Below are 22510 nucleotides of genomic sequence, written 5' to 3' on the forward strand. Positions count from 1 at the left end.
CGGGTGGGGGTGCGATTAGCGTGGCGGGGTCAGTGCCCTTGACCACGCCGCGTCGTTCGTCCACACCCAGGCTCCACGTCACGAGAGGCAGTAGCACAAGGATGTCCACGACCACGCGGCAGCGACCCGAGCACCCGAGACCTGCGGCCTCTCGTGGGTGACCGCAGAGAACCCGCCGCGACCGTCCGGTCGCGGCTGTTCAGCACCACCGGGGTGGCTGCCACCGCAGCCGTGATCTCGCTGGGCGTCTTCGCCATCTGGCGCCACTTCCAGGCGGTCTCGATGGTGGACATGCTGGTCTACCGGGCCGAGGGCCAGGCCGTCGCGAGTGGGCACAACCTCTACACGATGCGGCTGCCCGTCTGGGACCTGGCGGCCACCTATCCGCCGTTCGCGGCGATGCTCTTCGTGCCGAGCACCTGGTTCCCGGTCAGCATGCTGCGCGGGCTGGTGACCATCCTCAACATCGGGCTGCTCGGTCTGCTCGGCTGGTTCTCCTTCACGCTGGCCGGCTGGCCGCGCCGGCGCTTCCGCCTCGCCGGGGCGCTGCTGGTGGCCGGCTTCGGCGTCTGGCTGGAGCCGGTCTGGACCACGCTGCAGTACGGCCAGATCAACCTGGGCATCGCCTGCCTGGTGCTCTACGACCTGACCCGCCCCGACCGGCACCGCGGCAAGGGCATCGGGATCGGCCTGGCCGCCGGCCTCAAGCTCACCCCCGGCCTGTTCGCCGTCTACCTGCTGCTCACCGGCCGGGTCCGGGCCGCGATGGTGGCCGGCGGCACCTTCCTGGCCACCATGCTGATCGGCGTCGTCGCGCTGCCCGGTGCGTCCTGGGGCTTCTGGAGCAAGTACGTCTGGGACACCAGCCGGGTCGGCGTCACCGAGCTGGTGGACGACCAGTCGGTGCGCGGAGCGGTGGCCCGGCTGCTGAGCAAGCACGATCCCGGCATGCTGGCCACCCTGGGCAGCGGGCTCGCGCTGGTGCTGGGGCTGGGCATCGCGGTGCTGGCGGCCCGCTCGACCAGGGAGATCCGGCGGGCCGAGGCCTGGGGCGTGGTCTGCACCGCGCTCACCGCGCTGCTGCTGTCGCCGATCAGCTGGACCCACCACTGGATCTGGTGCGTGCCGCTGCTGATCCTGCTCGGCGCGGAGAGCGCCCAGGAGCTGAGCCGGCCGCGCGGGGTGCGGCGGCTGCACTGGCGGCTGCTGCTGGCGTTCACCGCCGCCGCCTTCCTCTCCTACGCGATGTGGCTGGTGCCGCAGTCCGGCGGGCTCGGGGTTCCCTGGTACTGGCAGCTACCCTCGTCGATCTACCCGTTCACCGGGATCGTGGTGCTGGCCGTGATGGGCCGGCGCCTGCTGCGGATCCACCGGCCGACCATCGCCAGGTTGACCCGGAGCAAGGCCGAGCCGCTCGACCAGAGCGCTCGGGACGCCTCCCTGACAAGGCAGAGCTGAACCTGATGACGTCCCAGACCGACCTCCGGACGGCCACCGTCCCGGCGCCGCGGACCCGCGCGCTGACGCCGGCACTCGCCAAGCTCTCCGCCGCGGCGGCCTCCAGCCGGGGCCGGGCGGCGCTGCTGAGCCTGCTCTGCTTCGGCGTCTGCTTCGCCATCGGCATCCAGCAGTGGACCTCGGTCCAGCTCGGCGGCTTCGACCTCGGGATCTTCGACCAGGGGGTGCGCGGCTACGCGCACTTCGGGCTGCCGCTCTCCACGGTCAAGAGCGTGCACCACGAGTTCCCGCCCACCTTCTCGATCCTGGGCGACCACTTCTCGCCGATCCTGGCGCTGCTCGCGCCGCTGTACTGGATCTGGAACGACCCGCGCGCGCTGCTGCTCGGCCAGGCCCTGCTCTTCGCCACCGGCGTGCCGCTGATCCGGCGGATCACCGCGATCGCCTTCGAGGCCGCGCCGCAGCGCGACCGGCACCGCGCGATGGACCTGGCCGCGCTCGCCTACGCGCTGGGCTGGCCGCTGCTGGTCGCCTCCCGGGTCGGCTTCCACGAGGTCGGCTTCGCGGTTCCGCTCACCCTGCTGATGCTGGAGCGCGGGATGCGCCGGCGGTACGGCATGGTGGCCCTCGCCGCGCTGCTGCTCTGCTGCACCAAGGAGGACCTCGGCCTGATGGTCGGGGCCTACGGCCTGGTGCTGATCCTGCGCGGCCGCAAGGGCGCAGACCCGCGCGGGCTGCGGGTCGGCGCGGGCCTGCTGGTGCTCGGCCCGCTCGCCTCGGTGGTCGAGATCCAGTGGCTGCTGCCCGCGATGGGCGGCCAGCCCGGCTACTACTGGAACTACCAGGAGCTGGGCGCCAACGCCGGGGACGCGGTCAACCACGTGCTGCACAACCCGTGGCTGCTGGTGGAGGGGGCGTTCAGCGCGCCGCTCAAGCCGCTGCTGGTGCTCTGGCTGTTCGGCACCCTGCTGCTGCTGCCGCTGCGCTCGCTCACCGTGCTCTGCCTGGTGCCGCTGCTGGCCGAGCGGATCCTGTCCACCAACCCCAACCACTGGTCGATCGCCCGGCACTATGACTCCTTCCTGTGGCCGATCCTGCTGACCGCCTCGATCGAGGTACTCGGCCGGCTCCACGCGAACGAGGGCCGGCGCAAGCTGGCCCGCAGGCTGGGCCTGGCCACCGTGGCGATCACCGTGGCAGCCGCGATCCCGCTGGGCCTGGCCTCGCTGGCGGTGCCCGCCTACTGGAAGGCCGCGTCGAGCGAGGCCGCGCTGCTGCGGGCCAGCAAGCTGATCCCGAACGGGGCCACCGTGGAGGCCGACAACCAGGTGGTGCCCCGGCTGACCGCGCGCACCCACGTGGTGCTGGTGGACGAGACCCCGCGCGGGATGGACTACGTGCTGATCCGCTCCACCGACCGGGCCTTCCCGTTCGCCACCGTCCAGCAGCAGGTCGACCGGATCAAGCTGCTGCTGGCCAACGGCTACCAGCAGATCTGGGCCGAGGACGGCACGGTGCTGCTGAAGCGGGTCGGCGACCAGCCGGTTCCGGGGCAGCAGCTGCCGGGTCCCGGCAGCACGCCGGTGCAGGACGTGGTGCCGCCGGACGTGGGCCACAACCTGTTCCTGGGCTGACCGACCCGTTGGCGGCGGTGCCGCACTGAGGCGGGTCCGGCCGTCGGCGGCGTCCGGGGGACCGGCCCGCTCGTGCGGGACCTGTGCCGGTGAACCGAACTGACGTACCATCAGGGGCCCTGTTCTCCCTGGAGGTCGGCATGCGTCGGATCGCGGTGGTCGGAGCGGGGCAGGCCGGCTTGCAGCTCGCGCTGGGGCTGGTGGCGGCCGGGTACCAGGTGACGGTGGTCGCGGCGCGGACGCCGGAGCAGGTGCGGCAGGGCCGGGTGCTGTCGACGCAGGCGATGTTCGGGCCCGCACTGCGGATCGAGCGGGCCGCGGGGCTGAACCTGTGGGAGGAGCGGGCGCCGGCCGTGCGGGAGGTCCGGGGGGTGCTCGCCGCGCCGCCCGGGGTGCAGGCGCTGGCCTTCACCATGGCGCTGGACGAGCCCGCGCAGTCGGTGGACCAGCGGATCAAGTTCGCGGCCTGGCTGGAGCTGCTCGCCGAGCGGGGCGGCCGGGTGGAGTACCGCACGCTGGACCCGGCCGGGCTGCGGGAGCTGGCCGAGCGGCACGAGTTGACGGTGGTCGCGGCCGGGCGCGGCGAGCTGGCCGAGGTCTTCGCGCGGGACCGGCCGCGCTCCCCGTACGACCGGCCGCAGCGGACGCTGGCCGGCCTCTACGCGCACGGGGTCGGTTCGCCCGACCCGGCGGCGGAACCCAGGGCGCGGATGCACGCGATCCCGGGCGCCGGCGAGCTGTACCTGCAGCCGGCGCTGACCCTCTCGGGGCCGTGCTCGATCCTGCTCTGGGGCGCCGTCCCCGGTGGGCCGCTGGACTGCTTCGCCGACCGCCCGGCTCCGGGCGAGCAGCTCGACCGGATCCGGGCCGTGCTGCGCGAGTTCCTCCCGTGGGAGGCGGAGCTGTGGGGCGCCGCCGAGCCGACCGACCCGGGGGCGGCGCTCTACGGGGCCCTCACCCCGACCGTGCGGCAGCCGGTGGCCCGGCTGGGCGGTGGCGCGGGCGGGGAGTGCCCGGCGCTGGGGATCGGCGACACCCTGGTGGTCAACGACCCGCTCACCGGCCAGGGCGCGAACAGCGCCGCGCGGGCGGCGGCGCACTATCTGACGGCGATCGTCGAGCGTGGCGAGGCGCCGTTCACCGCCGACTGGATGCGGCAGACCTTCGAGCTCTTCTGGCAGCGCCACGCCCGCCACACCGTGGACTTCACCCGCGCGATGCTGGAGCTGCCCGAGCACCTGCACGCGGTCTTCGCCGCGGCGGCCGAGCACGAGCAGGTGGCCCGTCGCCTCGCCAACACCTACGCCGAGCCGAGCGACTACGCCGCCTGGCTGGCGACGCCGGAGTTGACGGCGGCCTACCTGGCTTCGTTCGCCGACTAGCTTCGAGCACCAGCCAGCGGGCCGACAGCCGGCGCACGGCGTCGGCCGGTGGCGTCCAGCGGGCCCGCGTCAAGGCATACCGAAGGAAGCCGTCGCCCGGGGGAGGGTCGGCCCGGCTTTCGGCCGGTCGATTTTCGAGGCTTTCGGGTTCGAACAGCGCACCCAAATGTCCCGAATTCAGGACCTTCCGGTGTCGACCGGCGTCAGCGGGTCAGAGCAGGAAAAGCTTGGCGAAGGGCGCCGTGATCCGCTCCTGCCGTGAGCCGAAGTCGACGAGCACCGCGATGGTGCCGTCGCCCTCGACGCTGATCGCTCGACCGAGGCCGAACTCGTCGTGCGACACACGGTCCCCGACAGCGAATCGCTTGGCGGGCGGCGGGGCCGCAGTTCGGAATGGACTGGTGGGCAGGTGGCGCCGGGGTGAGGTTGGATTCGTCATCGTTGCCAGTATGCGCCTGTTCGGAGAGGCCGGAGTGATCCTGGGCGGCGAATTTTCTTGATCTTCGGCACCTGTTGGCACTCACCGGGGCCGCGCGACGCTCCCCCGACACTCCCCGGTGATCTTGGGCGCCGTCGGGCCACCGTTCGCGACGCTGCGTGCCCGGCCGGGCACCGCCGAGGCCGCCGGCCGGGCACCGCCTGGGTCGTCCGAAGTCGCACCGGTGGAAACCCCCGTTTCGGATCGGACCCTGCTACAGTCGACTTAGTTGCAGTTTTGGTTCCCATGAACTTTGTGTGCGCCTGCTGGTATGACCGCAGGCGCATTTTGTTTCCCGGGCATTCACCGGGCGGGCCATCATCGCGGCGACGCGAAGCTCGCGAGGTGTGAGTTTCTTACTGCCCATTCAAGGAGATTTTTCATGGCTAACGGCACTGTGAAGTGGTTCAACGCGGAAAAGGGCTTCGGCTTCATCGAGCAGGAGGGTGGCGGTCCTGACGTGTTCGCCCACTACTCGAACATCAACGCCAACGGCTTCCGTGAGCTGCTCGAGGGCCAGAAGGTCGAGTTCGACGTCACGCAGGGCCAGAAGGGCCCGCAGGCGGAGAACATTCGCCCCCTCTAGTCTTTTTCGCTGCCCGGCACCGACCGGCAGCAGGGGCCGGCATCGCGCATCAGCGTGGTGCCGGCCCTCGGCGTTTCCGGCCCCGTGGCGGGGCGTCGGCTGGGCGCTGCCCTGTCGTAGCCCTGGCCCGAACCGGCCGGTGTGCTCCCGGGTCAGCTCGACCAGGAGCAGCCGTCCCGCCCTCTTCGGCCTGGCGCGGGTGGCAGACCGGCTGACGGCGCGGCCGACCGTGCCGGTGGGGCCGCTACGTGGCAGCGCCTTCCAGCGGCATGCAAAATGCCCCCGAGCGATTCGCTTCGGGGGCATCGTGTCTGTTCGGGACTGGTGGCCAGGGCCGGGGTCGAACCGGCGACCTTCCGCTTTTCAGGCCAAGCCGGGGCGGTGAGATGCCCTGATTTGATCGCTGACGCCATCCGTAGAAGTGCGACGTCGGACGCCATGGTGCACGTCGGTTGGCGTCAGCGTTGGCGTCAAGCGGAGTCTCGGGATCGGACGGGGCTTGTCAGTCGAGGGTCCGCAGTTGCTGGTTGATCTCGCGCAGGTCGAGGTGGGCCGGGTCGAAGTCGGTTGCCGTCTTGAGGCCGAGCCAGCGAAGCAGGTCCTCGTGCTCCGGGTCGTCGGAGTCCTGGAGGGTCCGCTTGAGGTCCTCGTACCCGCCCGGTCCGCCGCAGTCCTCGGGTGGGCAGGCTCCGGCGCCGTCTACGCAGGCGGGATAGTGGTGGTCGGCCTCGGCTGTCATCCGGCGTTCGACGGTGATGCGGTGCTCCCACGAGTCGCCGAAATCGTAGTCGTAATCGAGGTGCGCGCCTTCCTTGACCAGGACGTTCAGGACAGCGGTGGTCTCGTCGACGAAGTCGAGTTCAGAGGAACGGCGTCCGTACTGGACGCCGTTGGCGCTGAACGCGTGCAGGTGACAGTTCTGCCAGCCCATGGCCGCCTGGATGACCCGGTGCAGGTTGTCGAGGCGGATACCGGCCGGCACCTGGACGCGGCGCCACACCGCGGGCTGATCCACATCGGCGAGTTGGATGCGGAGCTCGTAGACCGGGTCGCCAGGGCGTGGCTCCCCGCGTAGCCGGGCCAGGGCTAGACGGCCGGCCGAGGTGAGAGCGACGGACTTGCCGGTCTGCTGGGCGGCCCCGAGCCCCCTGAGCGCCGCGAGGAGGCGATCCACGTCGCGGTCGTTGCTCTGACGCAGCAGGCGAAGGCGGTCCTCGGGAAGGTCGTCGAGGACGAAGAACCCGGACAGTGCCTCCCACACCGCAGTCCGCAGCTTCTGTTCCGGCACCGGGAGGTCGGCGGCGTAGAGGCTCGTCAGTACCGCCCGCATTCCGGCGGGGTACTCCTCCGCGAACATCGAGCCGAGCCACCCAGAGGGGAGTACCGTCTCGCCGATGCGCGGCAGGGCTTCGAACAGCGCGTCGAGGAGGCGCTCGGGGTCCTCCAGTAGGCGCGCGTTCTTCTTGACGGGCACCAGGCGGCCGCCGGTGACCCGGAGCAGCCGGGCCGCCTTGGCCCATTCGACCAGCAGGTTCAGGTGGTACAGCTCCTGGCTGGACTTGGTCTTGAAGGTCCTGTCACCGATGGCCGGGTCGATGGTGTCGCCGGTCTCCAGGAGTGTGACCAGGGTCCGCGCGTCCGCGAGGGCGACCTTGCCCGTCTGGGTGAGCTTGCGTCCCGCGCCGATCCAGCTGACGAGACCTCGGACCTGCTCGACGGTGCGTGGCTGCTCGGGTTCCATCGCCGCTTCCTGTCTGCTCAGACGCTCGAGGATTCCATCATCGAGGATCGGCATTCCCGTTAGGCTCGCGGCGATGAGCGAGTACCAGTACTACGAGTTCCTGGCGATCGACCGACCGCTGACCAGCGACGAGCAGGAGCAACTGCGGTCGCTGTCCACCCGGGCCCGGATCACCGCGACCAGCTTCACCAACGAGTATCAGTGGGGCAACTTCCGCGGTGACCCTCGGCGGATGGTGGAGCAGTACTACGACGCCCACCTCTACCTGACCAACTGGGGCACCCACCAGGTGATCCTGCGCCTGCCCAAGGGGCAGCTCACGCTGCGAGCGCTGGACCCGTACTGCTTCGACGAGTGCGTCGAGGCATGGACGACCAAGACCCACCTCGTCCTGGACCTGCGCAGCGAGGACGAGAGCGGGGACTGGGACGAGGGTGCCGAGGACTCGCTCGGTGCCATCGCCGGGGTGCGGGCCGAGCTGGCCGCCGGGGATCGCCGCGCCCTGTACCTCGCATGGCTGTCCGCCGTCGGCGCCTGGGCACTCCAGGAGGACGACGAGGAGGCCTGCCGGGCGGCGGTCGAGCCCCCGGTCCCGGCCGGGCTCGACCGGCTCACCGCACCGCAGCGAGCGCTCGCGGACTTCCTGCGCGTTGATGCCGACCTGCTGGCGGTCGCCGCCCAGGCCAGCCCGCCCGCTCCCGAGCCTCCGAAGAGGCCCGGGAAGAAGGAGCTGGAACCGCAGATCGCCGCACTCCCCGACAAGGAGAAGAACGACCTCCTGCTGCGCCTGGCCCTGGGCAGTGAGGCGCAGCTGGGCGCCGAACTGCTGCGCCGCCTGCGCGGCGAACCGGTTGCCGCGCCCGTGCCGGGGCAGCGATCCGCAGCTGAACTGCTGGATGCAGCGCACGCGCGGGCCGCCGGGCGCCGACAGCGCGCCGAGCGGGTTCGAGACGAGGCGCGGGCAAAGAAGCTGACCGCCCTGGCCGCCGACGAGGAGGCGATCTGGCGGGAGGTCGAGAACCACGTCGCCCGCAAGCAGGTGGCCCGCTACGACGCCGCAGTGGCCCTTCTGGTCGAGCTCCGCGATGCCTGTGACCACGTCGGACGCGGACTTGAGTTCCGGCAGCGGCTGGCCGCGCTCCGCGAGGAGCACCGGCACCTGCCTGGCCTGCTGCGCAGACTCGACGACCGGGTGCTGCGCGGCTGACGTCACCCGCACGCACGGGACGCTTGAAACGAACCGACGACCCATACCATCTGCGTAATATACAGTGGCTGGTATGGGCGAGCGCTACTCCATCGAGCTGGAACCGGAGGTGCGTCTCTGGCTTGCGAGTCTCACCCCGCAGCACTATCGGCAGGTCGAGGAGAAGGCTGATCTCCTTGCCGAGTACCCAACCACGCTCGACGAACCGCACTCGCGGAACCTGGGTGATGGGGTGCGTGAACTGCGCCTCGGCCTGAGCGGGAACGCGGTGCGGATCAGCTACTGGCTGGCGCCTGGACGCCGCATCGTTCTGCTTACCGTCTTTCGCAAGACCCGAATGCGTGAGGAAGTGGAGGTCAAACGAGCCAAGGCTGCCAAGCTGGTGTGCGAGACGGGCATCCTGGAGCTCATGAGATCTACAGCCGCAACACGGCGGAGGAGGAACGGTGAACCACGCACGCTGGCAGCTGGCTCGGGACAAGCGCGCGCTTCACAGGGAGTTCGAGCCCCCTGCGATCATCGCCGAGCGGGAGCAGATTCGTCTGGCCATGGCGCTCGGCCAGCTCGTCTACGACCGGCGTACCCAGTTGGGACTGAGCGAGGACGATCTGGCGGTTCGCCTCGGTAGCACCGCTGACGAGGTGGAACACATCGAGGTTGGTGGAGTCCTCCCGGTCACGTCCGACCTGCTTCTCCGGATTGCCGCGGCTCTGGAGGTGTCCGTGGATGTCCATCTGGCGACCTCGGGCACGGCAGTCAGCTTCGCCGCTCGCGCCGCATAGCCAGGAGGAAGCCGTGGACTATGGGCAGCAGTTGTCGGCCGCTCTGCGGGACAGGCGAAGGCAACTGGGGATCTCCCAGGCCGAACTCGCCCGGCGGGCCGGCATGACGCAGCCTGGCATCTCCCGCGTGGAACTGGGGGACACGACCCCGACCCTTCCCCTCCTGGCGCGGCTCGCCAAGGCGTTGGAGGCAGACCTCGACATCCGGCTGGCCCCCCTGGACGGAAGGACGACGATGCGCTTCGTGCCCCACCGTCACGCCGACGCGGCGTGACGGCAGTGGCAGTGGCGTTGCGGCAAAGACGCGGAGGGTCTGACCGTCCGCCGTCCCGTTGGCGTCAAACGGCACAAAAATGCCCCCGAAGTGAGCTCTTCGAGGGCATGATGCCTGGTCAGGCTATGTGGCCAGGGCCGGGGTCGAACCGGCGACCTTCCGCTTTTCAGGCGGACGCTCGTACCAACTGAGCTACCTGGCCGTACTGCACCATCCCTCGCGGGATGCGCGATCCTGACGGGACTTGAACCCGCGACCTCCACCTTGACAGGGTGGCGAGCTAACCAACTGCTCCACAGGACCTTGACAGAGCCTTGCGACCCTGGACTTTACTACGTTTACTGCTGCCTTGCGGTACTGCGTGCCCCCAACGGGATTCGAACCCGTGCTACCGCCTTGAAAGGGCGGCGTCCTGGGCCACTAGACGATGAGGGCTTTCGGCCCGCCCGGCTGAGTTCCAGCGGTCGGGGACGTGAGAAGCATATGGGATGCAGGCGGGAACGCCAAAACGGTTTCGGTTCGGCGGGCCGGGGGTGCGGCGGCGGGGTGGGTCAGGACCAGCCCAGCTCGTGCAACTCGTGGTCGTCGAAGCCGAAGTGGTGGGCGACTTCGTGGATCACGGTGGTGCGGACCTCGACGACGGCGAGCTCCCGGGTCTCGCACAGCCGCAGGGTGGGGCCGCGGTAGATGATGATCCGATCGGGCAGGACGCCGGCGTACCACTCGCCCCGCTCGGTGAGGGGAGTCCCCTCGTAGAGGCCGAGCAGGTCGGGTGTCGCGGGGTCGGGCTCGTCCTCGACGAAGACGGCCACGTTGTCCATCATCGCCGCCAGCTGCGAGGGGATCTGGTCGAGGGCGTCGCTGACCAGAGATTCGAAATCGTCCCGGCTCATGTCCACGGGCTCATTGTCGGGGGCGCGGTGAGGGCATGCCAGGTGATGGACCGTCCGGTCGGCTCGATCCGGTGGGCGGCGGGCCGTGTCCCCGCGGCCGGACGGGCGTTGGGCACCGCAAGGGGCCGCGGCTCGGTGCGGCCGGGGTGGGGCGTGCGGGAGAGGCGGCGGCAAATGGTTCCGACGGGTGCGAGCGGGCGTTCGAGTGGCCGGGGTGCGGCGGCGCGGGTCGTCGCCGGGCGGGTGCGGCCGCCCCGGGAGCGGGTCTCGGCGGCGGCGCGGGTGCGGGGCACCCGGGCGACGGTCGCCGGCCCGGCGGGCCGTGGCGGGGTGCGGGCCGCTCGTGGGGCGCAGCGGTCGGCGGTGCTCCGTTCGGTGGCGGTCCGCACGGCTGTGCTGGCGCTCGCCGGGCTGAGCGTGGCCGGGTGCATGGAGGTCGGGTCGGGCGAGCAGCCGGTCGGGCACGCCTCGGCGGTGGCCGGGCCGAGCGTGAAGGCCTCCGGCGGGGCCAGCGCCCAGGCGCGGCCCGGGGCGCGGTCGGAGCACGGCGGCGGACGGGGCGCGGGGGCGTCCGGGGCCGCCACGGCGAGCGGCGGCGAGGTGGCACCCGTGAACGACCCGAGCCCGGGTGTGTCACCGGCGCCCGGGCAGCCAGGGGGCGTGGTCGCGGTGCCCGCGCCGGTGGAGGCCAACGCGCAGGGGGCGCCCGGCGGCCCGGTGGGCGCCGGGGCGGTCGGTGGTGCGCCGGGAGCGGCCGGGGAGCCGGGGGGCGGGCGCGGCGCCGGTGCGGCCGGTGGTGCGGCGGGTGCCGGCACGCCGGGCGCCGGTGGTGCCGCCGGGAGCGGCGCGGGAGGCACGGGTGCCGGCGGCGGGGCGTCGGCGAGCCCCGGCGGCGCGGGCGGGGCGTCCGGCTCCGGCGGGGTGGCCGGGGGTGGTGCCGCGGGTGGCGCCGGGTCCGCCGGCGGCCCGTCGGTCGGGCCGGGACACCCGTCGAGCCCGCCGCCGTCCCAGTCCGCGCTGCCCGCGCCGTCCGCGAGCGGCAGTGGCTCGGGGGGTGGCACGGGCGGCGGATCGGGGAGCGGATCCGCTGCCGGAGGTGCCGGTTCGGGCGCACATTGACGGGTCGACCAGCGCATTTGCCTTCGGACTGATGGCTCGTCTATGGTGGTAGATCGTTCGTTTGATCCATTTGACTGGCGCCCTGTTCCCATCTGGCGCCCTTGGCGCGTTCCGGCGATCCGTGGCTGACCGCATAGAGGCGGTTGTAAGTCATTACCCCGGACTTTGGCGCGTGCCACTTCCGGAAGGTTTTGCATTGTCTCTCGTTGACGACGACCGCTTCGTCATGCCCGCGAACACCCAGGACGAGGCGCTCGACGCCGCCGACCTGATCGACACCGACACCACCATCGACACCCTGGACGCCATCGAGGCCGAGGGTGACGAGCTGACCGACGCCGATGACGCCATCGAGGCCGACGACGCTGTCGAGGCCGAGCCCACCATCACCTTCGGCGACCTCGGTCTGCACGACGACGTGGTCCGGGCGCTCGCCAAGCGCGGCGTCACCACCCCGTTCCCGATCCAGGCCGCGACCATCCCGGACGCGCTGGCCGGCAAGGACGTGCTGGGCCGTGGCCGCACCGGCTCCGGCAAGACCCTGAGCTTCGGCCTGCCGCTGCTCACCCGCCTCGCCGACGGCGAGCGCACCAAGCCCAAGCACCCGCGCGGCCTGATCCTGGTCCCGACCCGCGAGCTGGCCATGCAGGTCGCCGACGCGCTGGAGCCGTTCGGCTCGGTGCTCGGCCTCAAGCTCAAGGTGGTCTGCGGCGGCACCTCGATGTCGAACCAGATCTACGCCCTGGAGCGTGGCGTCGACATCCTGGTCGCCACCCCGGGCCGCCTGCGCGACCTGATCAACCGCGGCACCGCCAAGCTCGCCGACGTCCAGACCGTCGTGCTCGACGAGGCCGACCAGATGGCCGACATGGGCTTCCTGCCCGAGGTCACCGAGATCCTCGACCAGGTCCCGGCCGGCGGCCAGCGCCTGCTCTTCTCCGCCACCCTGGAGAACGAGATCGACAGCCTGGTCAAGCGCTACCTGAGCAACCCGGTCACCCACGAGGTCGACGCGGCCCAGGGCGCGGTCACCACCATGAGCCACCACATCCTCGTGGTGAAGCCCAAGGACAAGGCGCCGATCACCAACGCGATCGCCGCCCGCAAGGGCCGCACGATCATCTTCGTCCGCACCCAGATGGGTGCCGACCGGGTCGCGGAGCAGCTGATCGAGGCCGGCGTCAAGGCCGACGCGCTGCACGGCGGCATGACCCAGGGCGCCCGTACCCGGGTGCTGGGCGACTTCAAGGACGGCTACGTCAACGTGGTCGTCGCCACCGACGTGGCGGCCCGCGGTATCCACGTGGACGGCATCGACCTGGTGCTCAACGTGGACCCGGCCGGTGACCACAAGGACTACCTGCACCGCTCCGGCCGTACCGCTCGCGCGGGCCGCTCCGGTGCCGTCGTCACCCTGGTGCTGCCGCACCAGCGTCGTGGCGTCTTCCGCCTGATGGAGGACGCGGGCGTCGACGCCTCGCGCCACATCCTGGACCACGCCTTCGACGCCGAGGTCGCCAAGATCACCGGCGCCCGCTCGCTGATCGAGGTCCAGGCGGAGAGCGCCTCGGGCATCGCCGGTGCGGCGGAGCGCGAGGTCGCCGAGATGACCCGCCAGCTGGAGCGCGCGCAGCGCCGGGCGACCGAGCTGCGCGAGGAGGCCGACCGCCTCTCCGCGCGGGCCGCCCGCGAGCGCGCCGAGCTCGGCATCGAGGACGAGGCTCCGGTGGCCGAGGCCGCCGAGTCGACCGAGGCCGTGGCCGTGGCCGAGCAGCCGGTGCGTGAGGCTCGCGAGGAGCGCACGCCGGCCTACCGCGAGGCGCGCAACGACCGCCCGTCGTACGGCGACCGTGGTGACCGTGGCGGTTTCGGTGGCGGTCGTGACCGTGATGACCGTGGCGGTCGTTCGTTCGGTGGGGACCGTCCGGCGCGTTCGTTCGGTGACCGGGACAACCGTGGTGACCGTGGTGGCTTCGGTGGCGGTCGTGACCGTGATGACCGTGGTGGCCGTTCGTTCGGTGGGGACCGTCCGGCGCGTTCGTTCGGTGACCGGGACAACCGTGGTGACCGTGGTGGCTTCGGTGGCGGTCGTGACCGTGATGACCGTGGTGGCCGTTCGTTCGGTGGGGACCGTCCGGCGCGTTCGTTCGGTGACCGGGACAACCGTGGTGACCGTGGCGGTTTCGGTGGCGGTCGTGACCGTGATGACCGTGGTGGCCGTTCGTTCGGTGGGGACCGTCCGGCGCGTTCGTTCGGTGACCGGGACAACCGTGGTGACCGTGGTGGCTTCGGTGGCGGTCGTGACCGTGATGACCGTGGTGGCCGTTCGTTCGGTGGGGACCGTCCGGCGCGCCCCTTCGGTGACCGCGACAACCGTGGCGGCGGCGCCGGCAGCAGCACCAGCCGTCCGTTCGCCCGCCGCGACGACCACCGCTCGGGTGGCCGTCCGCAGGGTGGCTCCTCCTTCGGCGACCGCGACCGCGGTGGCTTCGGTGGCGGCCGTGACCGTGACAACCGTGGCGGCAGCAGCTTCAACGGCGGCGACCGCAAGCCGCGTTGGAAGAGCTGACGCAGCCTGATCGCCCGGCGGGCCCGCTCCACTTCGGTGGGGCGGGCCCGCCGCTTTTCTATTCGGTGGTGCGGCGGGCCGCTCATCCCTACCGTGGGCGGGGATGAGCAGCAGACTGAGCCAACTGGCCAAGGAGAACGAAGAGATCGCGGAGCGCGGCGCCTACCTCGGGCCGCGCGGCGCGGTGGTGGCGATCGGGGAGCAGCTGGCGGCGGCGCGGGCCGGCACCGTCTGCCATCCACCGGAAGGCCCAACTGGCGCACCGTCAGCTGGCCCTGGTGCGCCGGTGCTCGAAGTGACCGCCGAGGGCAGCCTGCAGGCCGCCGCCCGGCTGGTGCGGGAGAACGGCGGGTCGGCGGCCGGGTCGGTCGGGGTGCTCACTTTCGCCTCCGCGCGCAACCCCGGCGGTGGCTACCTGCGCGGGGCCCGGGCGCAGGAGGAGGACCTGTGCCGCACCGCGCTGCTCTACCAGTGCCTGCTGGCGGTACCCGACTACTACGCGGCGCACCGGGCCTCGGCCGACCTGCGGTACAGCCACCGGGTGATCTTCTCGCCCGCCGTGCCGGTGATCCGCGACGAGCACGGCGAGCTGCTCGCGCGGCCGTACCCCGTCTCGTTCCTCACCTCGGCCGCGCCGAACGCCGGACAGCTCGCGCTGCGCGGCGAGTTGCGCGGTGAGTTGCGCGACCAGGATGGCGAGTTGCGGGTGTTGCTGGCGGAGCGGGCCGGCCGGGTGCTGGCGGTGGCGGCGCGGCACGGGGTGCGGCAGCTGGTGCTGGGTGCGTGGGGGTGCGGGGTGTTCCGCAACGATCCGGCGCAGGTCGCGGGGGCGTTCGAGGTGGCGCTGGCCTCGTCCGGGGGCGCCTTCGAGCGGGTGGTCTTCGCGGTCCGGGACCGTGCGAAGGTCTCGGCCAACCGGGCGGCCTTCGAGGCGCGGTTCGGGCTTTCGCTCAGTGGCCGGGGAGGTTGCCGCCCAGCGTGACCAGCCCCCCGCAGCAGGCGAGGGCCGCGACCAGCCCGACACCGATGATGCCGACCGCCTGCCCCCGCTCGGCGAACGTCTGCCGGACCGGGGCGTCGAGGCCGAAGAGCAGTGGGTTCTCCGGGAGATGGCGCACCGGCAGCGGCGCGCCGTCCACCGGATAGCTCTCGCGGCTGTGGGTGTGCAGGTCGACCCCGATCACCTGTTCGCCGTCGGCCGCGGTGAAGCTGAGCACCGGGTGGTAGCGGTGCGCGTTGTCGCCGCCGCCGTCCACCACCAGGGTGCCGACGATCCGCCCGTGGCCGACGATCCCCTTCTCGCGCAGCAGGGTGGACCGTTCGCGCCGGCCGGCCCGCCGGGTCAGCACGGTGGCCGTGGCCAGCGCCAGGCCGGAGGCGGCGAGCACGCCGCTGGTCGCGATCGCGTCCGGGTCGGTCCAGCGGGTCAGCACCAGCGCGACCGAGCCCAGTGTCATCACCAGCAGGCTGGTCAGTGCCACGTCGAACACGCTGGTCTGCGGCCCGATCTGGAACCGGTCCGGCGCGTCGGGCAGATACCGCACCGCGATCGGCTGCCCCGGCCAGCCGGCCAGCGGCACCCGCCCGCAGGACGGGGACCCGATCACCTCACGCTCCGAGGCGGGATCGGTGAACCGCACCACCAGCAGCAGCGGGGCGGCGCCCTGCCGCTCCGGGACCAGCACCTCGGTGACCGTGCCCTGGACCTCGGTGCCGTGCCGGGCGAACCTGGCCAGCCCCAGCGCGATCGCGGGCACGCCCAGCACGAGCAGTGCCAGGCCGCTCCACCAACAGCCCATCAGTACCTCGTGCTCGCACCGGCTCATCGCCGTCCCCCTGTCCACCGACGCCCAGCCCCGACGCGACGCCCGACCGGCTCCCCGCCCCCGACCGCGACCGCGTGTGACGCCGTCCGGCCTCCTGGGTAGCCACTCCGATCCTGCCCCGTTCGCGCCCCGCTGTCACCAAGGCGTGCCGACGGACACCGGGCCGACACACAACTCGGCCACCGCGCCCTGCCGGCCGCCACCGATCAGCTCTCGCGGGCCGCACCCCGCTCCGCGACCGCCGACGCCACGGCCACCACGCCGGTCACCGCCAACACCGCCGGCCACGCCCCGATCCGCTTCGCCAGCGGATGCGACCCCCCGAACGCGCCCAGATACAGCCCCGTCAGCGCCACCGCCGGCCCCGCCCCCACCGTCCGCCGCCACCGGTACGCCGCCCCGGCCCCGGCGGCGGCCAGCACGGCGCCCCCGAGCCGACGGTTCCCGGTCCAGCGGGCGGTGCCGTAGCCGCCCACGAGGCCGGCGGCGGCGATCAGGGTGGTGGTGGGGTTCTCCATGGTGTGCGTCTCCTTGGGAGGGGATTGTTCGGATGCCTGAGCATCGTACGAATCCGTCCGGTGCGGGCGGGGCTGTTGCCCTGGTGCGCGCGTTCGGTCGTGGATCATGGACACGCCCGGCAGGGACGCCAAAATCGGGTGCGCCGCTCCGCTGTCCGGCGGGAGACTGCCGGGCAGCGGAGAGGGGTGGACGTGATGCGGGTGTTGTTGTCCGGGGTCGTGGGGTCGACGGCGTACGGGTTGGCGCGGGACGGGTCGGATGTGGATCGGCTCGGGGTGTTCGCGGTGGACACGGCGGAGTTGCACGGGTTGCGGCGGCCGGTGGAGTCGGTGGTGGACACGGCGCCGGACCGGACCTGGCACGAGGCGGCGAAATGGTGCCGACTGGCGCTGGTGTGCAATCCGACGGTGTCCGAACTGGTTTGGCTGTCGCCGGAGTTGTACGAGGAGCGGACCGCGCTGGGGGAGGAGCTGATCGGGCTGCGGGAGCGGTTTCTCAGTGCGCGGGCGGTGCGGTCGGCGTATCTCGGGTACGCGGGACAGCAGTTGCGCAAGCTGCGGACCCGGGAGGCCGGGTCGCGGGCCGCCAAGCCCGCGCGGCACCTGGTGCGGCTTCTCGAGCAGGCGGTCGGCCTGCACGAGACCGGTGAGCTGCGGGTCCGGCTCGCCGATCCGGAGCGGGTGCGCGAGTTGGGCGAGCGGATCGCGCGGTGCCCGGAGGTCGCGGAGCCGCTGCTGGCCCGGGCCGAGCAGCGGCTGGACCGGCCCGGCGTGCTGCCGGAGGCGCCGGACGAGGCGCCGGTGGAGGACTGGCTGCGCCGGGTGCGGCTGGCGCACCTCGCGGTGGCCGGGTGAGGCGGGCGGGACGCGCGGGTGGGTAATGCACTGGCCGGGGTGCGGGGATCACCCGGTACGATCGTCACGGCAGATCCACTGTCGTCGCGGGGCGCTAGCTCAATTGGCAGAGCTGCGGACTTTTAATCCGTAGGTTCAGGGTTCGAGCCCCTGGCGCCCCACCCCGCAAGGCCAGGTCGGACGAGGTCCGACCTGGCCTTTTTCCGTGCCGGAGTCGCTGAGCGGCGGGCGGTCCGCCGGGCGGCGGTCCGGGGCTGGGTGTCGGGGTGGCTGCGGGTGCGCCGGATGCCCGAAAGAGCGGTGATCTGTCGGTACCCGGAGGATCGGCGCAGCCGGTAGGTTGACCAGCCGTCAGATCTTCCCCGGCGACCCCAGATCGGAAGATCCCGTTGAGTGGATGGCACACGGAACTCGGCAGCCGCACTGAGCTGGGCAGCATCGCGGACCTCGGCGGGGTGAGGAAGGTCCGCGGTGCGACGGAGGTCTGCATCGTCGGTGTCGGGCCCCGGGGGCTCTCGGTGCTGGAGCGGATCTGCGCGAACGGGCGGGCCGGGCTGGGGGCGGGCCGGGTGATCGTCCATCTGGTCGACCCGGCGGCGCCGGGGCCTGGCCGGGTCTGGCGGACCGGGCAGTCCCGGCATCTGCTGATGAACACGGTGGCTTCCCAGGTCACCGTCTTCACCGATCGCAGCGTCGAGTTGGCCGGGCCGGTGGAGGAGGGGCCGAGCCTCTACGAGTGGGCCGGTTCGCTGGCTCAGGCATCGGCCGGGCGGTACGACGAGGAGACGCTCGCCGAGGCCCGCGCGCTCGGTCCGGACTCCTATCCCACCCGCGCCTTCTACGGCCACTATCTGAGCTGGGCGTTCGCCCGGATCGTGGCCGGCGCGCCCGCGGCGGTCAGTGTGCGCACCCACCGGGCGCGGGCGGTCGCGCTGGACGACGACTACGACGCGGGGGACCGGGCCCAGCGGCTGCTGCTGGACGACGGCAGCGTGCTGGCCCCGCTGGCCGCCGTGGTGCTGGCCCAGGGGCACCTGCCGTGCCGGGCCACCCGTGAGGAGGAGCGGCTGGCGCAGTTCGCCGCCGAGCACGGCCTGACCTATGTCGAGCCGGCCAACCCGGCGGACCTGGACCTCGACCAGGACCTGTCGGCGATCGGGCCCGGTGAGCCGGTGCTGCTGCGCGGGCTCGGGCTCAACTTCTTCGATCACCTGGCCCGGTTCACGCTCGGCCGCGGTGGCCGCTTCGACCGGGTGGCCGGGCAGCTGGTCTACCGGCCGTCGGGGCGCGAGCCGCAGCTCTTCGCCGGGTCCCGGCGTGGCGTGCCCTACCACGCGCGCGGCGACAACGAGAAGGGCCCGCACGGGCGTTACCAGCCGAGGCTGCTCACCGTGGAGCTGATAGCCCGGCTGCGCAGGCGGGCCGGGCCGCTCGGCTGGGTGCACTTCGACGCGGACCTCTGGCCGCTGATCGCCAAGGAGGTGCAGGGCGTCTACTACGCGGCCCTGCTGGCCCAGCGCGGCGAGTGCGACGAGGGCTTTCTGGAGCGGTATCTGACGGTCGATCAACCAGCGCAAGAGGCGGCGTTACTGGCGGGCTTCGGCATCGCCGAGGCCGAGCGCTGGGACTGGGCGAAGCTCTCCCGGCCTTACGGAGAGCGGGAGTTCGCCGACCTCGCGGAGTACCGCGCGTGGCTGCTCGACTACCTGCGCGCGGATCTGCGCGAGGCCCGCCGGGGCAATGTCAGCGGCCCGCTCAAGGCGGCCCTGGACGTGCTGCGCGACCTGCGCAACGAGATCCGGCTCGCGGTGGACCACGGCGGGATCGAAGGGCACTCCTACCGGGACGAGTTGAGCGGCTGGTACACGCCGCTGAACGCCTTCCTGTCGATCGGACCGCCGCCCTCGCGGATCGAGGAGCTGATCGCGCTGATCGAGGCGGGGGTGGTCGAACTCACCGGCCCCGGACTGCGGGTGACGCCCGCGCCGGACGGTTCGGGGTTCCTGGCCGGCTCCAGCAGGATCGGCGGCCGCGCGGTGCGGACCCGGGTGCTGATCGAGGCCCGGCTGCCGGAACCCGACCTGCTGCGCACCACCGACCCGTTGCTGCGCCACCTGCTGAGCACCGGGCAGTGCCGGCCGTACCGGCTGGACTGCGCGCGCGGGCCGCAGTACGAGACGGGCGGGCTCGCGGTCACCGGGCGTCCGTACCACCTGGTCGACGCGGCGGGGCGGGCCCATCCCCGGCGGTTCGCGTTCGGGGTGCCGACCGAGGCGGTGCACTGGGTGACGGCGGCCGGGATCCGCCCGGGGGTGGGCTCGGTGATCCTGGCCGACTCCGACGCGATCGCCCGCGCGGTGCTGGCGCTGGCCCCCGGGCCGCTCGCCGGGGCGGTGCGGCCCGGGGCGAGCGGTGCGCGGGGCTCGCTCGCCGACGTCAGCGCCTGACCCGGTGGCGCCGTCCGGACCCGGCTCAGGCCAGCCCCAGTTCCTCCGCCGCGGCGAGCGGTGCGAAGTGCCGTGCCACCTCGGCCGGTTCCACCTCGGCCAGGGTGGCCGGCGACCAGCGCGGGTTGCGGTCCTTGTCGACCACCTGGGCCCGGATCCCCTCGACGAAGTCCGGCGAACTCAGGCCGGCCAGCGAGACCCGGTACTCCTGGTCCAACGCGGCTTCCAGTGACGGCAGTTCGCGGGCCCGGCGGAGTGCGGCCAGGGTTACCGTGAGCGCGGTCGGTGACTTGGCACCGATCAGCTCGGCGGCCTCCTTGGCCTCCGGCAGCCCGCAGGCCAGCAGCCGCGCCACGATCTGCGCGACGGAGTCGGCCGCGTAGCACTCGTCGATCCAGGCCCGCTGCTCGGCCAGCGGGGACGGCCCGGCGTCGGTGGCGAACCGCCGTACCGCTTCGACCGGTTCGAGCTCGGCCAGGGCCTCGGTGAAGTCCGCGAGCCGCTCGACGGGCACGAAGTGGTCGGCGAAGCCGCAGTACAGCGCGTCCGGGCCGGTCAGCTGCCCGGCGGTGAGTGCCAGGTGGGTGCCCAGCTCGCCGGGGGCGTGTGCGAGCAGCCAACTGCCGCCGACATCCGGCACGAAGCCGATGGTGGTCTCCGGCATGCCCACGGCCGAGCGCTCGGTGACCACCCGCACCGAGCCGTGCGCGGAGACCCCGACCCCGCCGCCCAGCACCAGGCCGTCCATCACGGCCACGTACGGCTTGGGGTAGCGGGCGATGAGGTGGTTCAGCCGGTACTCGGCGCGGAAGAAGGCGCGGGCGGCCGCGCCACCGAGCTTGGCGTCGTCGTGGAAGAAGCGGATGTCCCCGCCCGCGCACAGGCCGCGCTCGCCCGCACCGGTGATCACCACGGCGGCCACCGCGGGGTCGGTGGCCCAGGTGGTGAGCTGCTCGTGCAGCGCGGTGATCATCGGGTGGTTGAGCGCGTTGATCGCGCGGGGGCGGTTGAGGGTGAGCCGGCCGATCCGGCCGTCCGTCCGGGCCAGCACCAGCGGCTCGGCGGGTGCGGCGGGTTGCGTGGTCATCGGGGTGAGCTCCTTGCGGGATCGGGCCGGGCCGCTGCCACCGTACGCGCCGCGCGGTGCCGTCCACCGCCCCGGGGCGGTGCGGTGCTCGCCCGGGAGGTCCACGGGAATGTTCCCAAAGAGGCATCCCGTATTACCCCCACCTCGGGAATCGGTTGAACACGCGGTCGCGTTGATGACGAACAGATGGTGCTGACGGACAGCCGAAGCCGGTGGACGGATGGTGCGTCAGTCGCCCTGCGGCCCATCCGGGACAGCGGAGTGCGGCAGGTCAGGGTCGGCGCTGCCGGGAATTTCGGGGAATTGCCGGGCGATATTCCGGATGATCGGGAAAGGGGTCGGAATCGTGACCAGCGGTATCGATGAAACGGCGGCGCAATCGCTTCGGACCGGGGCCGCCCACGGGAATTCAGCGGGCACCGGGGCCTCGGCGGACCTCGGCCGCCTCCCGCTGGCCGCCCTGTGCCCCGGGGACTCGCCACGCTTCACGCCGCTGGACGAGGCGCACGCCGCCCACCTCGCGGCGCTCGACGCCGAACTGCCGCCGATCCTGGTGCACCGCCCCACCCTGCGGGTGGTCGACGGGGCGCACCGGCTGCGCGCCGCCGCGCTGCGCGGCGAGCCGACCATCGCCGTCGAGTACGTCGACGGGACGCCGGAGGCGGCCTTCGTCCGCGCGGTGGCGGCCAATCTGACCGGTGGCCTGCCGCTCTCGGTCGCCGAGCGCAAGACGGCGACCGAACGGATCGTCAGAAGCCGGCCGGAGCAGTCGGACCGTTCGATCGCGCAGCACGTCGGGCTCTCCGCCAAGACGGTCGGCGAGATCCGGCGCCGCTGCTGCACCGGCGCCGCGGTGCAGTCCAGCATCCGGGTCGGCCGGGACGGGCGGTTGCGCCCGGTCAACCCGGACGAGGGCCGGCGCCGGGTGCTCAAGGTGATCAGCGAGCGCCCGGGTGCCTCGCTGCGGGAGATCGCCCAGGCGGCCGGGGTCTCGCTGGGGACGGCGCACGGGGTGCGCAGCCGGGTCGACCGGGGTGTGCCGGTGGTACCCGCGGCTGCCCCGGCGCTGCCCGGCCCCTCGGCGCCGTCCGAGGCCGCCGCGCCCGCCTGCCGGCCCGCCCCCGCGCGAACCGCCCCCGCCCGCACCCCTTCTCCCTCTTCTCCCTCGCACACTCCCTCGCGCACCCCGGCTCCCGCCCGCGCTGCCGTCCGCCCGCAGCCGCGCCCCGTCACACCGCCGGTGCCGCCGGTGCCTCGGGTGTCCCCGGACCGGCCGGAGCCGGTCCGCCACCTCGCGCAGCGCCGGTTGCCGGGCGGGTACTCGGGCGGCAAGCTCCCGGCCCCCACCACCACCGCCGCCGCCCGCTCGTCCTTCGCCCGCCTCGCGGTGCTGCGCCGTGACCCGTCGCTGCGCTTCACCGACCGCGGCCGGGCCCTGCTGGTCTGGCTGCACCGTCGGCTGATCGCGGTCAGCGCGGCCGAACGCGAACTTCAGGACATCCCGCCGCACCTGCTGCCGGTGGTGGCCGATCTGGCCCTGGAATGCGCCGAGGGCTGGCGCGAGTTGGCCGATCAGCTGCGTGGCCGGGCCCGGCAGACCGGCTGAACCGCGCGCGTCCGAAGCCGAACCGCAGCCGAACCGCAGCCGAACCGC

Annotated in this window: 19 protein-coding genes, 4 tRNA genes and 1 pseudogene; 15 read left to right on the forward strand and 9 right to left on the reverse strand. The window is 72.6% G+C overall.

Annotated elements, in window-relative coordinates:
• Positions 1 to 213: 213 nt before the first annotated feature.
• The 3 genes from OG403_RS20070 to OG403_RS20080 all read left to right on the forward strand — a co-directional run bounded on the left by OG403_RS20070 (position 214) and on the right by OG403_RS20080 (position 4474).
• Positions 214 to 1458, forward strand: a complete 1245-nt coding sequence (locus OG403_RS20070) for a glycosyltransferase 87 family protein (RefSeq protein WP_329566327.1) — start codon at positions 214 to 216, stop codon at positions 1456 to 1458.
• Positions 1459 to 1463: 5 nt separating this feature from the next.
• Positions 1464 to 3092, forward strand: a complete 1629-nt coding sequence (locus OG403_RS20075; protein WP_329566329.1) for a DUF2079 domain-containing protein — start codon at positions 1464 to 1466, stop codon at positions 3090 to 3092.
• 140 nt (positions 3093 to 3232) lie between these two features.
• Positions 3233 to 4474: a styrene monooxygenase/indole monooxygenase family protein gene (locus OG403_RS20080; protein WP_329566331.1), complete on the forward strand. Its 1242-nt coding sequence runs from the start codon at positions 3233 to 3235 to the stop codon at positions 4472 to 4474.
• A 211-nt stretch (positions 4475 to 4685) separates the two neighbouring features.
• Here the strand turns inward: OG403_RS20080 and OG403_RS20085 are convergent, their stop codons facing one another.
• Positions 4686 to 4913: a hypothetical protein gene (locus OG403_RS20085; protein ID WP_329566333.1), complete on the reverse strand. Its 228-nt coding sequence runs from the start codon at positions 4911 to 4913 to the stop codon at positions 4686 to 4688.
• Between the two features lie 421 nt (positions 4914 to 5334).
• Here OG403_RS20085 and OG403_RS20090 point away from each other — a divergent pair, with 421 nt between their 5' ends.
• A complete protein-coding gene (locus OG403_RS20090; RefSeq protein ID WP_030918248.1) occupies positions 5335 to 5538 on the forward strand; it encodes a cold-shock protein in 204 nt (67 codons plus the stop codon).
• A 502-nt stretch (positions 5539 to 6040) separates the two neighbouring features.
• Here the strand turns inward: OG403_RS20090 and OG403_RS20095 are convergent.
• Positions 6041 to 7279: a plasmid pRiA4b ORF-3 family protein gene (locus OG403_RS20095; RefSeq protein ID WP_329566335.1), complete on the reverse strand. Its 1239-nt coding sequence runs from the start codon at positions 7277 to 7279 to the stop codon at positions 6041 to 6043.
• Positions 7280 to 7352: 73 nt separating this feature from the next.
• Between OG403_RS20095 and OG403_RS20100 the strand changes: the two genes are divergently transcribed.
• The 4 genes and pseudogenes from OG403_RS20100 to OG403_RS20115 all read left to right on the forward strand — a co-directional run bounded on the left by OG403_RS20100 (position 7353) and on the right by OG403_RS20115 (position 9542).
• Positions 7353 to 8486: a hypothetical protein gene (locus OG403_RS20100; RefSeq protein ID WP_329566337.1), complete on the forward strand. Its 1134-nt coding sequence runs from the start codon at positions 7353 to 7355 to the stop codon at positions 8484 to 8486.
• Positions 8487 to 8559: 73 nt separating this feature from the next.
• Positions 8560 to 8936: pseudogene (locus OG403_RS20105) on the forward strand (type II toxin-antitoxin system RelE/ParE family toxin).
• Positions 8933 to 9268, forward strand: a complete 336-nt coding sequence (locus OG403_RS20110; protein WP_329566339.1) for a helix-turn-helix domain-containing protein — start codon at positions 8933 to 8935, stop codon at positions 9266 to 9268. The pseudogene OG403_RS20105 and the gene OG403_RS20110 overlap by 4 nt, the downstream one beginning before the upstream one ends.
• A gap of 13 nt (positions 9269 to 9281) precedes the next feature.
• The gene (locus OG403_RS20115) at positions 9282 to 9542 is read left to right on the forward strand and encodes a helix-turn-helix domain-containing protein (protein ID WP_442910944.1); all 261 of its coding nucleotides are present in this window, start codon (positions 9282 to 9284) and stop codon (positions 9540 to 9542) included.
• 128 nt (positions 9543 to 9670) lie between these two features.
• Here OG403_RS20115 and OG403_RS20120 read toward each other — a convergent pair.
• The 4 genes from OG403_RS20120 to OG403_RS20135 form a co-directional block, all read right to left on the reverse strand.
• Positions 9671 to 9744 (reverse strand) — tRNA-Phe (locus OG403_RS20120).
• 27 nt (positions 9745 to 9771) lie between these two features.
• A tRNA-Asp gene (locus OG403_RS20125) sits at positions 9772 to 9845 on the reverse strand.
• Between the two features lie 59 nt (positions 9846 to 9904).
• Positions 9905 to 9977 (reverse strand) — tRNA-Glu (locus OG403_RS20130).
• 116 nt (positions 9978 to 10093) lie between these two features.
• Positions 10094 to 10435, reverse strand: coding sequence for a metallopeptidase family protein (locus OG403_RS20135; RefSeq protein WP_329566343.1), 342 nt, complete (start codon positions 10433 to 10435; stop codon positions 10094 to 10096).
• Between the two features lie 174 nt (positions 10436 to 10609).
• On the opposite strand from OG403_RS20135, the gene OG403_RS20140 reads away from it, so the two are divergent.
• The 3 genes from OG403_RS20140 to OG403_RS20150 all read left to right on the forward strand — a co-directional run bounded on the left by OG403_RS20140 (position 10610) and on the right by OG403_RS20150 (position 15105).
• Positions 10610 to 11554: a hypothetical protein gene (locus OG403_RS20140; RefSeq protein WP_329566345.1), complete on the forward strand. Its 945-nt coding sequence runs from the start codon at positions 10610 to 10612 to the stop codon at positions 11552 to 11554.
• A 196-nt stretch (positions 11555 to 11750) separates the two neighbouring features.
• On the forward strand, positions 11751 to 14123 hold the full coding sequence (locus OG403_RS20145) for a DEAD/DEAH box helicase (RefSeq protein ID WP_442910945.1): 2373 nt from the start codon (positions 11751 to 11753) through the stop codon (positions 14121 to 14123).
• Positions 14124 to 14226: 103 nt separating this feature from the next.
• Positions 14227 to 15105 (forward strand): TIGR02452 family protein, encoded by an 879-nt coding sequence (locus OG403_RS20150; RefSeq protein ID WP_329566347.1) that lies wholly within the window; start codon positions 14227 to 14229, stop codon positions 15103 to 15105.
• On the opposite strand, the gene OG403_RS20155 is transcribed toward OG403_RS20150, so the two are convergent.
• Both OG403_RS20155 and OG403_RS20160 read right to left on the reverse strand, forming a co-directional pair.
• Positions 15074 to 15949 carry a DUF3592 domain-containing protein gene (locus OG403_RS20155; protein ID WP_329566349.1) on the reverse strand — a complete coding sequence of 292 codons (876 nt, stop codon included), beginning with the start codon at positions 15947 to 15949 and terminating at the stop codon, positions 15074 to 15076. The genes OG403_RS20150 and OG403_RS20155 overlap by 32 nt on opposite strands.
• Before the next feature lie 206 nt (positions 15950 to 16155).
• On the reverse strand, positions 16156 to 16467 hold the full coding sequence (locus OG403_RS20160) for a hypothetical protein (protein WP_329566351.1): 312 nt from the start codon (positions 16465 to 16467) through the stop codon (positions 16156 to 16158).
• Between the two features lie 195 nt (positions 16468 to 16662).
• Between OG403_RS20160 and OG403_RS20165 the strand changes: the two genes are divergently transcribed.
• The 3 genes from OG403_RS20165 to OG403_RS20175 all read left to right on the forward strand — a co-directional run bounded on the left by OG403_RS20165 (position 16663) and on the right by OG403_RS20175 (position 19769).
• Positions 16663 to 17322 carry a nucleotidyltransferase domain-containing protein gene (locus OG403_RS20165; protein WP_329566353.1) on the forward strand — a complete coding sequence of 220 codons (660 nt, stop codon included), beginning with the start codon at positions 16663 to 16665 and terminating at the stop codon, positions 17320 to 17322.
• Between the two features lie 88 nt (positions 17323 to 17410).
• Positions 17411 to 17483, forward strand: a tRNA-Lys gene (locus tag OG403_RS20170).
• A gap of 294 nt (positions 17484 to 17777) precedes the next feature.
• Positions 17778 to 19769, forward strand: coding sequence for an FAD/NAD(P)-binding protein (locus tag OG403_RS20175; RefSeq protein WP_329572385.1), 1992 nt, complete (start codon positions 17778 to 17780; stop codon positions 19767 to 19769).
• A gap of 25 nt (positions 19770 to 19794) precedes the next feature.
• On the opposite strand, the gene OG403_RS20180 is transcribed toward OG403_RS20175, so the two are convergent.
• Positions 19795 to 20856 (reverse strand): enoyl-CoA hydratase/isomerase family protein, encoded by a 1062-nt coding sequence (locus OG403_RS20180; protein ID WP_329566355.1) that lies wholly within the window; start codon positions 20854 to 20856, stop codon positions 19795 to 19797.
• Positions 20857 to 21202: 346 nt separating this feature from the next.
• Here OG403_RS20180 and OG403_RS20185 point away from each other — a divergent pair, with 346 nt between their 5' ends.
• Complete coding sequence (locus OG403_RS20185; protein ID WP_329566357.1) at positions 21203 to 22462, forward strand: ParB/RepB/Spo0J family partition protein; 1260 nt, start codon at positions 21203 to 21205, stop codon at positions 22460 to 22462.
• Positions 22463 to 22510 lie beyond the last annotated feature (48 nt).

The organism is Kitasatospora sp. NBC_01266 (genome assembly GCF_036242395.1).
Lineage (GTDB): Bacteria > Actinomycetota > Actinomycetes > Streptomycetales > Streptomycetaceae > Kitasatospora.